Origin of the sequence: Brevibacillus brevis (genome assembly GCF_001039275.2) — a bacterium.
GTDB lineage: Bacteria > Bacillota > Bacilli > Brevibacillales > Brevibacillaceae > Brevibacillus > Brevibacillus brevis_C.
This window is the reverse complement of sequence record NZ_CP030117.1, coordinates 1552436-1565871: the sequence shown is the minus strand read 5'-3', so window position 1 is coordinate 1565871 and position 13436 is coordinate 1552436. Positions and strand designations below refer to the sequence as shown.

At 49.1% G+C, this 13436-nt stretch carries 15 protein-coding genes; 2 read left to right on the top strand and 13 right to left on the bottom strand.

From position 1 onward, the window contains the following. Nucleotides 1–12 precede the first annotated feature (12 nt). The 4 genes from AB432_RS08050 to AB432_RS08035 all read right to left on the bottom strand — a co-directional run bounded on the left by AB432_RS08050 (nucleotide 13) and on the right by AB432_RS08035 (nucleotide 3200). On the bottom strand, nucleotides 13–1233 hold the full coding sequence (locus AB432_RS08050) for an anhydro-N-acetylmuramic acid kinase (RefSeq protein WP_048031824.1): 1221 nt from the start codon (nucleotides 1231–1233) through the stop codon (nucleotides 13–15). A gap of 316 nt (nucleotides 1234–1549) precedes the next feature. Continuing rightward, nucleotides 1550–1927 carry a VOC family protein gene (locus AB432_RS08045; RefSeq protein WP_048031823.1) on the bottom strand — a complete coding sequence of 126 codons (378 nt, stop codon included), beginning with the start codon at nucleotides 1925–1927 and terminating at the stop codon, nucleotides 1550–1552. A gap of 5 nt (nucleotides 1928–1932) precedes the next feature. After that, a complete protein-coding gene (locus AB432_RS08040; RefSeq protein ID WP_048031822.1) occupies nucleotides 1933–2298 on the bottom strand; it encodes an MmcQ/YjbR family DNA-binding protein in 366 nt (121 codons plus the stop codon). Nucleotides 2299–2375: 77 nt separating this feature from the next. Continuing rightward, nucleotides 2376–3200 carry an AraC family transcriptional regulator gene (locus AB432_RS08035; protein WP_235617640.1) on the bottom strand — a complete coding sequence of 275 codons (825 nt, stop codon included), beginning with the start codon at nucleotides 3198–3200 and terminating at the stop codon, nucleotides 2376–2378. 173 nt (nucleotides 3201–3373) lie between these two features. On the opposite strand from AB432_RS08035, the gene AB432_RS08030 reads away from it, so the two are divergent. Beyond that, the gene (locus tag AB432_RS08030; RefSeq protein ID WP_048035733.1) at nucleotides 3374–4147 is read left to right on the top strand and encodes a YheC/YheD family protein; all 774 of its coding nucleotides are present in this window, start codon (nucleotides 3374–3376) and stop codon (nucleotides 4145–4147) included. A 36-nt stretch (nucleotides 4148–4183) separates the two neighbouring features. Here the strand turns inward: AB432_RS08030 and mscL are convergent, their stop codons facing one another. From mscL to AB432_RS08015, 3 genes are read right to left on the bottom strand one after another with little or no spacing between them, the layout of a single operon-like run. Further along, the gene (gene mscL / locus AB432_RS08025; RefSeq protein WP_048031820.1) at nucleotides 4184–4648 is read right to left on the bottom strand and encodes a large conductance mechanosensitive channel protein MscL; all 465 of its coding nucleotides are present in this window, start codon (nucleotides 4646–4648) and stop codon (nucleotides 4184–4186) included. Between the two features lie 13 nt (nucleotides 4649–4661). Then, nucleotides 4662–5594, bottom strand: coding sequence for a nucleoside hydrolase (locus AB432_RS08020; RefSeq protein WP_048031819.1), 933 nt, complete (start codon nucleotides 5592–5594; stop codon nucleotides 4662–4664). Nucleotides 5595–5598: 4 nt separating this feature from the next. Beyond that, nucleotides 5599–6447, bottom strand: a complete 849-nt coding sequence (locus AB432_RS08015; RefSeq protein ID WP_048031818.1) for a nucleoside hydrolase — start codon at nucleotides 6445–6447, stop codon at nucleotides 5599–5601. 216 nt (nucleotides 6448–6663) lie between these two features. Here AB432_RS08015 and AB432_RS08010 point away from each other — a divergent pair, with 216 nt between their 5' ends. Further along, nucleotides 6664–7005 (top strand): hypothetical protein, encoded by a 342-nt coding sequence (locus tag AB432_RS08010; RefSeq protein ID WP_048031817.1) that lies wholly within the window; start codon nucleotides 6664–6666, stop codon nucleotides 7003–7005. A gap of 370 nt (nucleotides 7006–7375) precedes the next feature. On the opposite strand, the gene AB432_RS08005 is transcribed toward AB432_RS08010, so the two are convergent. The 6 genes from AB432_RS08005 to AB432_RS07980 all read right to left on the bottom strand — a co-directional run bounded on the left by AB432_RS08005 (nucleotide 7376) and on the right by AB432_RS07980 (nucleotide 13398). After that, nucleotides 7376–7591, bottom strand: a complete 216-nt coding sequence (locus tag AB432_RS08005; protein WP_017250899.1) for a hypothetical protein — start codon at nucleotides 7589–7591, stop codon at nucleotides 7376–7378. A gap of 51 nt (nucleotides 7592–7642) precedes the next feature. After that, nucleotides 7643–8854, bottom strand: coding sequence for an ABC transporter permease (locus tag AB432_RS08000; protein WP_048031816.1), 1212 nt, complete (start codon nucleotides 8852–8854; stop codon nucleotides 7643–7645). Beyond that, a complete protein-coding gene (locus tag AB432_RS07995; RefSeq protein WP_048031815.1) occupies nucleotides 8841–9572 on the bottom strand; it encodes an ABC transporter ATP-binding protein in 732 nt (243 codons plus the stop codon). Before AB432_RS07995 ends, AB432_RS08000 begins: the two co-directional genes overlap by 14 nt. Nucleotides 9573–9576: 4 nt before the next feature. Next, nucleotides 9577–11169: an efflux RND transporter periplasmic adaptor subunit gene (locus AB432_RS07990; RefSeq protein ID WP_048031814.1), complete on the bottom strand. Its 1593-nt coding sequence runs from the start codon at nucleotides 11167–11169 to the stop codon at nucleotides 9577–9579. Between the two features lie 146 nt (nucleotides 11170–11315). Further along, entirely contained in the window at nucleotides 11316–12749 is a 1434-nt protein-coding gene (locus AB432_RS07985) for a HAMP domain-containing sensor histidine kinase (protein WP_048031813.1), read from the bottom strand. Next, nucleotides 12715–13398 carry a response regulator transcription factor gene (locus AB432_RS07980; protein WP_048031812.1) on the bottom strand — a complete coding sequence of 228 codons (684 nt, stop codon included), beginning with the start codon at nucleotides 13396–13398 and terminating at the stop codon, nucleotides 12715–12717. The genes AB432_RS07985 and AB432_RS07980 overlap by 35 nt, the downstream gene beginning before the upstream one ends. Nucleotides 13399–13436 lie beyond the last annotated feature (38 nt).

The window sequence follows — 13436 nt, the reverse complement described above, 5'->3', positions numbered from 1 at the left end:
GTTGATCTCATGTTAGAAGCATATATTTCCTAACGGTACGGCCCTCTTCGCCCCTGTTACGGATGGCACATTGGATGGTCGTCCCATTAGTGTCTCATGACCCAAAATGGCAAAAGCGACGGCTTCCTTCGCATCATCAGGCATCCCAAACTGCTGGGCCGTCATTACGGTCATTCCAGTCGGCAATTGACGCTGCAGCATGGCTAGAAGCGTCTGGTTATGAGCGCCTCCCCCTGAGACGATCACTTCCTCCACTTTGGTTGTTGGTAATACGAATTGCACATAGGCGTTCGCAATTGTCGTGGCAGTCAATGCTGTCACGGTTGCCAACAGATCCGCTTGACTAATCCCGAGTTGATTCGCATCACGGAACAGCTCTTGGGCAAAAGCTTTGCCGTATACTTCGCGGCCTGTGCTTTTCGGTGGCTTGATCTGGTAATACGGGTCCTGCAACCATTTTTCCAGTAGCACTGAAGAGACGGTGCCACCTGCGGCCAGCTTGCCACCCTCGTCATACCTCATCTGTCCGTTGGTCATGAGCTGAACGATTTGATCCATGATCATATTGCCAGGGCCCGTGTCAAAAGCGACGACTTGATCGATAGCTGCACTTGCAGGTAGTAATGTGACATTAGCGATTCCACCGATGTTTTGCAGCAGTCTGCCTTTTTGCGGATGGCGGAACAAAATATAGTCGGCATACGGAACAAGCGGTGCTCCTTCTCCATCAGCAGCCAGGTCTCGAGCGCGGAAATTTCCCACTACCGGTATACCCGTACGTTCTGCCAGTGTGGACAGCTCGCCGATTTGCAAGGACGCCCTGACCTCTGTTATTCCTTGTGGTCCGGGAAATGGCGTGCGCCCAGCAATATGCCAAATGGTTTGTCCGTGCATACAGACTGCGTCTACTTCGGCTGTCGTGACTCCCGCTTTCTGCATCAATTGCTGTACCGCATACGCATACCATTCAGATAAACCGTAATGAACCGCAGTCAACTGATCCACTCTCGCTGTTTCTACACTGCACAGATTCATGACCCACTCACGCAAGTCATCGGAGTATGGCATATAAAAAAAGTCGCGGAGAGTCACCTTTTCGATCTCACCCTGTTCATCTGTGCGGATCGCTACAAGTGCGGCATCAATGCCATCCAGCGAAGTACCCGACATGAGACCGATGAGTACATGCTCATTTTTCGCACGATAATCGAGCAATTTTGCAGGTTGATCCATGTCAAAAGCCCCCATTTGAGAATCGAGAATCGTTGAAAAATTCGTTCCTGTTATCGCTTTCATTATATGTAGCAAAATTACACAAGTCAATCGATTATTAGTAAATTTTATTTCTTGAAACAACGACCATGCACAAGTCTCCCCCCGTTCAAGCTGTCACAGCAATAGCCGGTTCTATTGAGAAAAACCCGGGATGTTATGGGGATGTTTTCCTATTAAAAAGTTTTATATATCAGCCAATGATTCCGTCCATAAACGCAAACAAGCCCAACCTTTTTCACATAGGCTCGGCTTGTCTTCTTATGTAAGGATCGTATTACGCAAACAAACTGATCAGGTTCCCATCCGGGTCTTTCACAATGGCATACCGCTGGCCCCAGAACGCATCCCACGGCTCACGGTGACTCTCGTAGCCATGTGAAACGATTTTCGCATACAACGCATCAAGTGCCGCAGCATCCTCACACAAAAAAGCCAGCTCAATCCGATGCCCGACAGGTGCTTCCCATCCCCCATACACACCCTTGGCAACTTCGATTGTATCAAAGGCCAGACGAACACCATCCTGCGCAACCTCCACATGCGGCTCTTCATTTGCTCCCTCTGGAATATCGAAACCGAGTACCCGATAGAAATCCAACGCTTTTTTCATGTCCTGTACGACTATCCCTACCATATCAAGCTTGATTCCCACATTACTCACTCCTGTTCGCTCTTGATTTCTTGCTGGACGCGCTTAGGCAGTTTTTGGAGCACCGTATCGTACGCATGCTCGATCATCTTTTCCCATAAGCCTTCGGGAATGTCAGCATCCAAGTAGACAGAATTCCAATGGGATTTATTCATGTGATAGCCGGGTACGATCCCTTCGTAGGTCTCGCGCAATTCCTCCGCACGCATCGGATCGCATTTCAAGGTGAGGATGCGAACTCCTTTGGAATCGCCTCCGATCATGGCAAATATTTTGCCTCCGACATGGTAGCGATCGCATTCCCAATCCATCTGATAGTCATGGGTGGCACCGGGCTGCTTTCGGCAGTATGTATCTAATGTTTGTTCATTCACATGAATTCACCATCCTTTCTTTAGGGTAACGCGTCTCGCAAAAGGAAGATTGTAAAAAACGGACAACTTTTCAAGATTTATCGATTCGCACGATCTGGCGAGACCATTTTACTTGGAGCTACACCGTAAAAAGTGTGGAAGCTCTTGATCAAGTGCGACTGATCGTAATAGCCACATTGGAGAGCTGCATCCGTAAACGAAGTGCATGTTCCCTTAGCCAGCATTTGCAGCAGCCCTTGAAATTGAATGATTCGGCCCATTTCCTTCGGGCCCATACCCAACTGTTGTTGAAATGTCCTTCGCAAGGTTCTCTCGCTATAATTCACTTTCTCGGCAAGCGCGGCCATGGAAAGATTTCCTCTGTATTCATATAAATAGTTCATGCTCGTCAAAAGCAACTGGTCTGCTGGATCATCCATCGACAAACGTTTGATAAGCTCCTGCTCCAACCAAGCGATTCGCTCCGCTGTGTCGGAAGCTTCGAGCAAGCCTTCTATCACCTCATCTGCCTCTTTGCCCCAGATGTCTTCCAGATTGGGATGATGTCCGTTGATCATGGCGACGGGGTAGCGCAAAAAGCGAGCTGCTCCTTCAGCGTAAAACCGAATGCCGATCAAGGATTGTGGTTCGGTCAATGGGATCACCTCGTACGTCCTCATCAATCCCGTTAAAAATGCCCCCTTCTGATAGGAAGTGGCGCCGAGATTGAAAATGATATCGATGCATCCATCGGGTATGACTCGGCTTGCAGGTGCTATCCCTTTGCCGTCGTACTCTGAGGTCCAGTAGCTAGCGATATCGTTTACCAGGCATTTGCTGGGCATGTACTCTTGGTAGCGATAGGCATTTTGGGCGCTCGCTCGTTGCAGAGTCGGAGGTTGCACCGGACGGAATTGCCGCATGATTTTCACCATCCTTCCCTTATGATTAGAACATATATTCCCCCATAATTCTTTAACTCCTTCTTAAGTCCTTGGCCATTTTTGAAAAACGTCCCCTTTCAAAATAAAAACGGTCGCGAACGCTTCTGCATATGCTGGGACGAATGGATTTTTCGCAAAGTGAGGTGCAAGATGTGATCTCCTCCTCCAAGTGGAGCCTTCATCAGTTCTTTTCAAAAAGTCCTTACATTCGCCCTTACCTGCCGCCTACTTCGCTATATCAGCCCGCCAGTTTGGATTCGTATGTAGCGAAGTATTCTACCGTCTATATCAAGCCGACGAGAACCCATATGGGGAAAGGCATTATTCGTGTCTGGAAAACGGATGGCGGGGGCTATCAATTTGTCAAGGAGCGCGGAGAACCTATGCAGGCAGATTCTTTGGCTGACTTGAAGCAGCAGCTCGCCGCGCAGTGTACGGAAAAAAATTATGTGATTCAAAAAGGGCTGGATTTAGCTGAAATCGATGGCCGCCCCTTTGATATTCGCGTCATGATGATGCGCAATGGCTTGGGCAAATGGCAATATGCCGGCATGCTAGCCAAGGTAGCCGGCGCCGACAGTATCATTACCAATGTCGCTCGTGGCGGCGGATATGCCGTCACAGTCCCGCATGCCTTGAAAAAATCTGGCGCAGTCGAGCCAACCAAATTGAAAAGTGTCGTCTCTCAGTTGATCCAAATCAGTCACCGTGTATGTGCCCACTTTAATAAATATCGGCACAGTGCGCAAATCGGCGTTGATTTTGCCATTGATAAAGCGGGAAACCTCTCTATTATTGAGGTCAATTACGACTTTCCTTCCCACGGGCTGTTTGCCAAGCTCAAAGACAAGACTTATTACCATACGATTAAAAGACTTCACTATCAGTACAAAAACCGCGTGAAACGAAAAAAGAGGAAGGCATAATCGCCCTCCTCTGTTCGTTTGATTCGTGTATGGGTCTTATTCGTGTGCCAATGCTGTTCCTTTTGTCTCCAGCATGGAGGTGCAGTTCGGGCAGCGTGTAGCCTTGATTGGAATAGCCGAGATGCAATGCGGGCACTCTTTCGTTGTCTCAGGTGCTTTCTCCACTTCTTGCTTGCGTTTGAAGCGGTTGAGCTGCTTGATGACGATAAAAATAGAAAAGGCGATAATGACAAAATCAATCACAGAGTTGAGGAACAATCCGTAGTTGAGCGTCGCAGCTTTTGCTGCTTTTGCTTCGGCGATCGTCTTATAAGGAACCCCGCTCAAATTGATGAACAAGCCGGAGAAATCCACCTTACCCAGAAGCATTCCGATCAGGGGAGTAATGATGTCATTAACAAGCGAGGTAACAATCTTCCCGAAAGCCCCACCAATCACGACACCGACAGCGAGATCCATCACATTTCCTTTTAACGCAAACTCTTTAAATTCTTTTAACACAATAACTTCCTCCTTAATTACCTAGTACGTACTTCAGAAAATGACCGACAAAACGCTCATGGTCAACCTCCAGGCACACGTCCACATTCGGTGGATGCGCTGGATGTTCCCGTCTGTCCCCAATCGTACGGGCATCACTGGCTCCCCCGGATGTATCTACCACAACATGCATCGGGACTACCTTCACAAACGTCGGATCGATAACGACACCTACGGCCAACGGATCATGCAGACCGCAGCCGCGCAAATTGCCCACTGTGGCGTAGGCATTCATGTACACCTCGCACATATCCGCAAAAACATGACTCAAGCGTGTATCCTTCGCTCTCCACTCCTGCAAGTGTTCGCGGGTGAGCAGCGTTTGCATCGTCACATCCAGGCCTACCAGCGTCACTGGAATACCAGACTGGATGACATACGCGGCGGCTTCCGGATCGGCGCAAATATTCGCTTCTGCTACAGGCGTGCGATTGCCCGGCACTGTTACAGCGCCTCCCATCAGGACCACTCGTTTGACAAGGGATACGATTTCTGGAGCAGCCATAATCGCCTGCGCCAGATTGGTCATGCTCCCGACGGTCACGAGTGTCAATTCGTGTGGATGTTCCTTTATTGCAGAGATGAGATATTGTGTGGCACACTGTGGCTGAGCCGTAGTCGATGGCGCAGGAAGGACGACATTGCCCAGCCCGTTCTCACCGTGGAACAGCCTAGCTTTTCCTGTGAGGTCGCGAACAATCGGCTTCGATGCCCCCTGATAGACAGGAATCGCAGAGGCATCCAGCAGCTCTAGCACCTGCAAGGTATTGCGTGTTGCTTCCTCCACCGTAATATTGCCAAAAGTCGTGGTAATCCCACACACTTCAAGAGCAGGCGAGTGAACGGCATAAGCAATCGCCAGCGCATCATCAATCCCGGTATCTACATCCAAAATGATTTTTTCCATGCGCTTATACCCCTCCCCGATCCAAAACGGTTTGCAAAAAGCGCTCTGCCTCTGCCATCTCAACCTCAACGCATACGGCCGTATCGGTTCCTACACTCGGTTTCGCCCGCAGATCGGCCAGAATGGCACCGCGTGACCATTCGCTTTTGCATTCGACTGAGAGCTTCATCTGCTCCATCCGCATCTTTTCAGGCGAGAGAGCCGCGAGCATCGCTACCCATGCATGGAGCGTACGTGCAGAAGCGGCCAACTGTATGTCTGAGATCGTTGTTCTATCGATCAGGCCAACTGCTTGTGCGAGACTTCCCAGCGTATGTACTTGCTCTTCCGTCAATCGAAACAAGCTGGTTGTATCTAATGGAACAAGCAAAAGCGGCAAGCGGGCTGCCAAAACGAGCGCAGCTGCTTCCGGATCACCATGTATGTTTGTTTCAGCAATGGCCGTAACATCTCCTGGTACACGTATGGCTCCACCCTGCACCACGATTCGCGTAAATTTACGCGCCAACAGTGGATCACGCGCGACAGCCAAAGCTAGCGTCGTCAAACGGTCAAACGTCACGAGCGTCAAGTCACTTTCCTCATCCTGCGTGCTTTCTACAAGGAACCGTACACCTTCCGAGGTGGTCGTCTCTATCGTTCCTGAGAAAAGCGGTTGCTTGGCACCTGTTACAATTGGAATTTCATAGCCAGGCTGTGCAAAATCAATCAGCTTCCCAGCCAAGCTTGACTGCGTGTCTCTGCAAATGATTCCTGCCACTTGAACATCAGGCGACCGCAAAGCATACAGCAAGGCCAGCCCTTGTCCAAATCCACCGCAAAACTCGATGATCAACCGGTGTTTTTTTGCCACAATCTCATCTCCCGCTTCTCGCTATTGCCATTTGTCAAAACCGCTTTTCCTATGCTATCCAAATCAGCAGCAACCGTCAAATATCCAAATGCTCATCTCTACCTTCTCTTCTCTTGCATCGAACGGATAACTATTTTACACTTATTCATAACTTCGACAAAAATCGCCATCACACAAGACTAATGCGCCAAGCCATGCAAAAGGAGTATAACGGTCATGCTTTCGTTGAACCACTCAACCATGGATGCTATTTCTCTCGTGAAAAACCAACTGATTCAAGCGATTGTGCAGCACCAAACGAAGCCTTATCTGCCTATTTGGGGAGAAATGTTTACAGCGTTGCGGGAAATCCAAAAGGCAGGCCAGCATTCACAGCAAAATATACACGTCTATTCTATTGAGCCGACAGGCGGTCTCTGGTATTTGTACCGAGAGAATGTTTTTTCTGTCGATCTGCCTGGAATGGGTATCACGATTTCTCTCACACAGGAGCAATTGATCGATGCCTTGCTGAAAGGAAGCTTTCAACCTACCCTATCGATAACAAAGCCGTCATGAGAAACGGCTTTGTTTCATCGTTTTTGAACAAAAAAAGCCCCAAGATCAAATCTTGGGAGAGAGTAGTACGTTGTATTCACGTGAATAAGCATATTTTATATCCAACTACCCACTCATTCCAGTTGTACATTCAGGCAATTGTACCTATTATATCCTCTGAGCAAAAATGCTGTCGAAAACGAACGCTTGGACAATAGCAAAAAAAGAGGCGGCCCTTCTGCACAGATTGGGTGCCGCCATCCCGAACTTCCCCAAGTTCGTTCATATTCGAATTGTACTATGAAACAGTCCTATCGAAAAGTGTCAGGTTTTGTTTTCCTGTGAATTATTACAAATCCCTGACGCCTGCTTAAGGCCATCAGGGATCATTCTATTTGCTATCGTTATTGAGCACATCAGCAGCTCTTGGTCCAAAAATGATATACAAATAGACATATTGGCTGACGCTAACTCGAGGAAAGACGAACGCAACACTGGTCTTGCCCTCTTGTTGTCTGACAAAATAACGCAATTTGCTTGTTTTGATCCTTTTCACAATGCGTGTCGCTTCTCGCCATGGCACGGAAAATTGAACGCTTTTTTCCATCAGACCAACACCTCTCACGGCTAGTATGCCCGGATTGGTAAAATTACACACTCACTCATACCGCAGAGCGTCGATTGGTTTGAGCTGTGCTGCTTTTCTCGCCGGATACACACCAAAGATGACACCAACCAATGTAGAGGTCAAAAACGCATACACAATCGGAGACAGACTGATTGAAGTCGCCATCTGACCGAGCTTGCTAACCAAAAACGCCGCCCCTACCCCTAAGGCAATACCAATCACCCCGCCAATCAGGCTAAGCGTAACCGCTTCGATCAAAAACTGGCGGAGAATATCGCCCCGCTTGGCTCCAATCGCCTTGCGAATCCCGATCTCCCGTGTCCGCTCCGTGACCGATACAAGCATAATATTCATTACGCCAATCCCGCCAACAATCAGTGAGATGGCTGCAATGCCAGATAAAAGCGCCGTCATCGAGCTGGAGACTGACTGTGCCGTGCTTAAGATGTCTGACTGGGACGTAATGCGGAAATCATCGGCTGCTTGTGGCCGTAGCTTGTGATTGGCACGAAGGGATTGCTGAATATCTTGTTGCGCCTTCTCCATCAAGTCTGACGATGCTGCCGAGACGTAGATCGAGCCCACATTTTTGCCTCCGGTCAACCTGTTCATCGCAGTGGTAATCGGAATGATGATCCGATCGTCGTTGTTTGTCATGCCTGAGCTTCCCTGGCTCTGTAATACGCCGATGATCGTAAACGGAATCCGGTTGATCTGAACGGTTTGCCCTACTGGATTCGCTCCTTTAAACAGGTTGCTGACCACCTCTGTCCCCACGACTGCCACGTTGTATTGCATCTTCACCTCAAAGTTACTAAAGAAACGCCCCTGCCCAATTTCTACATTCCTCACCTGAGGGAAATCGGCTGACGTCCCCTCGAGCATACTGGAATAGTTATTGCTTCCCCAGACAATCTGCCCCCGCGCATTGACGCTGGGAGCCACACCCGAAATGGACTCTTTTTGCATCAGGGTTTCTGCATCTGCCATCGTCAGCGTATTCAAAGAGCCAGCCCCAAGGCTTACCCTGCCTTGTGTCGCCTGACCAGGTGTGACAATCAGCAGGTTGCTCCCTAACCCATTGATCTGCGAAGCAACAGAGGTCGAAGTCCCTTCACCGATCGCCACCATCGCGATAACAGCTGCTACACCGATGATAATTCCCAGCATCGTGAGAACGGAGCGCAAGCCATTTGCCCTGATACTGCGAAATGAAATGCGTACACATTCAATAAAGCTCATCTGCTCTACCCTCCATCGACACCCCCCTGCGATCCTCCACCACTTCATCCGCGATGATTTGCCCATCACGAAACCGGATGATCCTCTTCGCATACTCCGCAATATCAGGTTCATGTGTCACCAAAATAACCGTTTTGCCCGCATCGTTCAGCTTTTGAAAAATACCCATGATCTCTTCACTCGTCTTCGTGTCCAGTGCTCCTGTCGGCTCATCTGCCAACAGGATGACGGGATCATTGACGAGAGCTCTCGCGATCGACACGCGCTGCTGCTGCCCACCTGACAGCTCATTGGGCTTGTTGTTTAATCGCTCTGCCAGTCCGACACTCGTTAATGCCCGGATGGCTCTTTCTCTTCGTTCCCGTGCAGATGTGCCTCCATATAAAAGAGGCAGCTCTACATTTTCCACTGCAGTTGTACGTGGCAACAGATTAAAATTTTGAAAAACAAAGCCGATTTTCTGATTGCGGATGACCGCCAATTCATCGTCATGTGCTTGTGATACAGGATAGCCGTCTAAATAAAATTCTCCCGAGGTGGGCTTATCCAGACAGCCAATTACATTCATCATGGAAGATTTGCCTGAACCAGACGGCCCCATGATTGCCACGAAATCTCCTTCCTCGATCGACAAGCTGACACCCCTGAGCGCATAAATCTCCTGATCTCCGATGACGTACTGTTTTCTCAGCTCTTCTATTTGAATGACCGGTTTCATCTTTTTACCGTCCCCTTATCTGGACGCCCATTCCGCCGAATCCCGGCATACCGCTGCCCATTCGATTTCCATTTTGACTCGTTCCAGATGAGGTCTGTGTATTCACGAGGATGACGACACGCTCTCCTTCGGTAAGCCCCTCCGTCACCTCTACCTGATCGGCAGTGAAGTATCCCATTTTGATCGGAACAAATCGATACGGCATATTCGCTCTGCCCTCTTTGCCTCCACTGCGATTATTCGCTTGCTTCGCCTCAGACTGATTCCCTTCAGCTCCTTCACCAGCTAGTTGTGCAGCAGCATCCTTTAGCACATACACGCCATCCTTGCCATTTTGCGTTTGCAGCGCTTGCGCAGGTACCACGAGCACATTTTTATGAGTTCCCCGTTCGATCGCGACGTTCATCGTCATCCCGATCTTCAATTTATTATCCTGGTTTGCCACAGACAAAAGCACATCGTAAGTGGTGACTCCAGCGTCAGTTTTCGCTTCTGGATAGATCAGCTTTACTTTTCCACGGAACGTCTCATCCGCATAAGAACTCGTCGTAAACGTCACTGGCAAGCCTTCCTGTACTTTTCCGATGTCACTCTGGCTAATCTGGGCCAATACCTCTAAATCTCCGCTATTCGAATTATCCATGATAATGAAATCATTGCCGGGTATTTCGCCTACATTGCCATTCACCTGGACGATCACTCCGTCCATTGGTGCTTTCAAGGTGACTGCTCTCAGTGCCTTTTGTGCTTGTTGCAGCCCCGCTTTTGCCTGTTCCACCGCTGCTTTGGCCGATAATACTGTGGCGGCATCAGGGCCTTCATTTGCTTCCTGTAACGCTTCTTGCGCTGTTTGATACGCAGCCAATGCCTGCTCTACCTTCACACTTGCCTGCCCTGTCGTCTGTCCGGCTGTCAATATGGCCGAGTTGTAATCACGCTGAGCCTGATCCAACGAGGATTGAGCACTGTCGAATTCACTCTTGGCAATCGCACCTGCCGCAAATAAGGCCTGCTGGGAAGTGTACGTCTTCTGGGCACTCTCCAGATTTGCCTTTGCCTTCTCTACGTCGTTTGCCGCTTTTTTCCCGTCAATGTTTTGCTTGGCGAGCTCCCATTCGTTCTTGGTCTGATTGACGGCAGCTTGCAAAGAAGTGATTTCTGCGGGACTCTTGCGCTTTTGTGCCTCCTCTAGCTTGGCTTGCGCCGATAAAAGATTTGCTTCCGAATTCGTCACCTGGATTCTCGCTACGGAATCGTCCATCGTCGCCAGAACTTGCCCTGCCTTCACGGCATCACCAACGCCGACCTGAATGGTAGAAATCGCATCCTTGGCTTCTTCTGCATCAGAAAACGAGAGAGACGAGCGCTTGGAAGCCTGGACAGTGCCTGATGCCTGTACGACTTCTGAGATGTCTCCCCTTTTTACCGTCTCCACTTGAAAAGCGGCCTGCGCCGTTTGTGGGGTAAAAAACGACTGGTAGCCGAATATAGCTCCTGAAACGAGCACGACCCCGACAGCCAAAACTCCAACGATCCACCTTTTCTTGTTGCTTCCTGCTTTCGAAAACAACTCTCTCTTTTTCTCCGTGTGAGTCACGCTCAGTCCTCCTACCGTCTACTTGATTGAAGACTTGTCTTTTTGGTTGCGACCACTATACGGAACGAATACGTCAGGGAAAAGTCAGATGAAGACACAAAAAAACGACCGGAGTGAACCAGATCGTTTTTTGAAGCATGCCTGTTTTATTTGCGTAAAATCAACGTGAAGGTGCTGCCTGACGCTGTACTCTCTGTCAGGATCAACATACCTCCTAACGCTTGCGCAATCATTCTGCTAAAAGACAAACCAAGCCCCAATCCACGGACGATGTGCTTCTTGTCCTCGCCTCGGTAGAATCGTTCGAAAATCAAAGATTGTTCCTCTATCGGTATCCCACGTCCATTGTCCTTCACGTCAATGCGAATCTCATCTGCTGATGCAGATAGGGACACGATAATCCGTCCCTCCGATTCCATCGCCTGTGCTGCATTGTTTAGGAGATTGTACATGATTTGCTGCACACGCAACGGGTCCGTCTCTATCATCATTGGCTCAGACGTATTTTCGATGTGCAGGCTGAGCTTTTCTTCTTCCTGCACAATCTTCCATTGGTGCGTAACTTCCCGAATCAGCTCCTGCATGTTTTGGGGTTGCCGGCGAATACGAATGTCACCCACAGCAAACGAGTTAAAATCGAGCAAATCCTCTATCATCTTTTGCAAACGTGTCGTTTCCTTCGTACAAATATCCAAAAACTCCTTGGCTTCCTCACCGCTCACAACCTCTTCCCTCACGGCTTGTACCAGCCCACTGATGGACGTAACAGGTGTTTTGAGTTCGTGGGTCACCCCTGCCAAAAGCTCGGTACGCATCATTTCCAACTGCTTCAATCGTTCTGCCATTTCTTCAAAGGAATGAATCAGCTCATACACTTCTTGTTCGCGCTTGTTTTTATCCAATTGAATCTCGTAGTTTCCCAGTACGATTTGCTTGGCAGCGTCTGCCACATCCTTAATCGGCTGAGACAGCTTTTTCGTCAGCAAATATATGACGAGCCAGCCAAGTAAGCCGAGACCCAGAAGCATGATCGCGAGCAATTGGAATTCGGTCATGCCGCGTATCACCTGTTTTTGTGGGGTGAACAGCATGACCCATCCAACCACTCGCTCATCAACTTTAATGCTTTCCTTCACGAAAAGCACTTCGTCACCCCGCGCAAGCTCGAACTGTGACAGGCTGTCATCCGCATCCACCAGATCAGGCGCGATACGCTTCAGTTCCCCAGAAAAAGGACCAGGTACGCCAAATACGGGTTGCTTGTGTTCATCTAAAATCATCATGATTGGCTTGTAATTGACGCCGAGTGACTCCTGGCGACTGTCCACGATACGAAACAAAAACGGAGCCGTTTTCACCTTGCCTTCCACATCAACGACCCGATCCGCTACTTCCGCTGCCATCAGTCTCATAAAATCAAGGCGTTTTTGAGTCTCGCTATAAGAAATCCAGTAGCTGGATGCAATCCCGATCACGAAAAGGCCGATACACAAGATGATCAAGTATCGCGTCGTCCAATACCGAAACAACGAGGTGCGTTTTTTCTCACTCATATACGCACAGCTTGTAGCCCAAGCCACGATAAGTACGGATTTCCCCTTCGGATGTCGGCCAATTCTCCAAAGATCGCCGGATACGCTTGATCGCGAGGTCTACTGCGCGATCACTTCCTTCGTAGTCCATTCCCCACACCTGCTCGATGAGCTGTTCTCTGGTGAACGTCTGGTTTTTGTACTGCGCTAAAAAAAGAAACAGACACAAGTCCTTTGGCGTAAACGCCAGTTCGATGCCGTGCAGCATGACAGAATAAGCCTTAAAGTCGACTTTCAGACTGCCAAACTGCTTCACATGATTGCCTTCTATCAATTGTTTCGAGCGACGTAATACTGCATGTACGCGAGCGACCACTTCGTCGGCAATAAAGGGCTTGGTGATATAGTCATCGGCGCCTTTGTTCAAACCCGCCAACTTGTTATCGATTTGTCCCAACGCTGTCAGCATGATGACAGGACACGAGCTTTTCGCCCGAATATATTCGAGAATACTCCATCCGCTTCGTCCAGGCAGCATCACATCCAGCAAGACCAGCGCAGGATTGAGTGAATCAAACTTCCTCTCTGCTTCCTCGCCGTTAAATGCCTGTTCAACCTGAAAGTTGTTTTTTTCCAAATACGCCTTCAATACCCGAGAGATGGGTAACTCGTCTTCTACAATTAAGATGTTTTGCATGCTCGTACTATCTCCCCTCTGCTCGGACTAACCTCCCC

Excerpts from the sequence above, each read along its gene's own strand:
- AB432_RS08050 (WP_048031824.1), bottom strand. The coding sequence starts at position 1,233 with ATGGATCAACCTGCAAAATTGCTCGATTATCGTGCGAAAAATGAGCAT.
- AB432_RS08035 (WP_235617640.1), bottom strand. The coding sequence starts at position 3,200 with ATGCGGCAATTCCGTCCGGTGCAACCTCCGACTCTGCAACGAGCGAGC.
- AB432_RS08020 (WP_048031819.1), bottom strand. The coding sequence starts at position 5,594 with ATGGAAAAAATCATTTTGGATGTAGATACCGGGATTGATGATGCGCTG.
- AB432_RS08010 (WP_048031817.1), top strand. The coding sequence starts at position 6,664 with ATGCTTTCGTTGAACCACTCAACCATGGATGCTATTTCTCTCGTGAAA.
- AB432_RS08005 (WP_017250899.1), bottom strand. The coding sequence starts at position 7,591 with ATGGAAAAAAGCGTTCAATTTTCCGTGCCATGGCGAGAAGCGACACGC.
- AB432_RS08000 (WP_048031816.1), bottom strand. The coding sequence starts at position 8,854 with ATGAGCTTTATTGAATGTGTACGCATTTCATTTCGCAGTATCAGGGCA.
- AB432_RS07995 (WP_048031815.1), bottom strand. The coding sequence starts at position 9,572 with ATGAAACCGGTCATTCAAATAGAAGAGCTGAGAAAACAGTACGTCATC.
- AB432_RS07980 (WP_048031812.1), bottom strand. The coding sequence starts at position 13,398 with ATGCAAAACATCTTAATTGTAGAAGACGAGTTACCCATCTCTCGGGTA.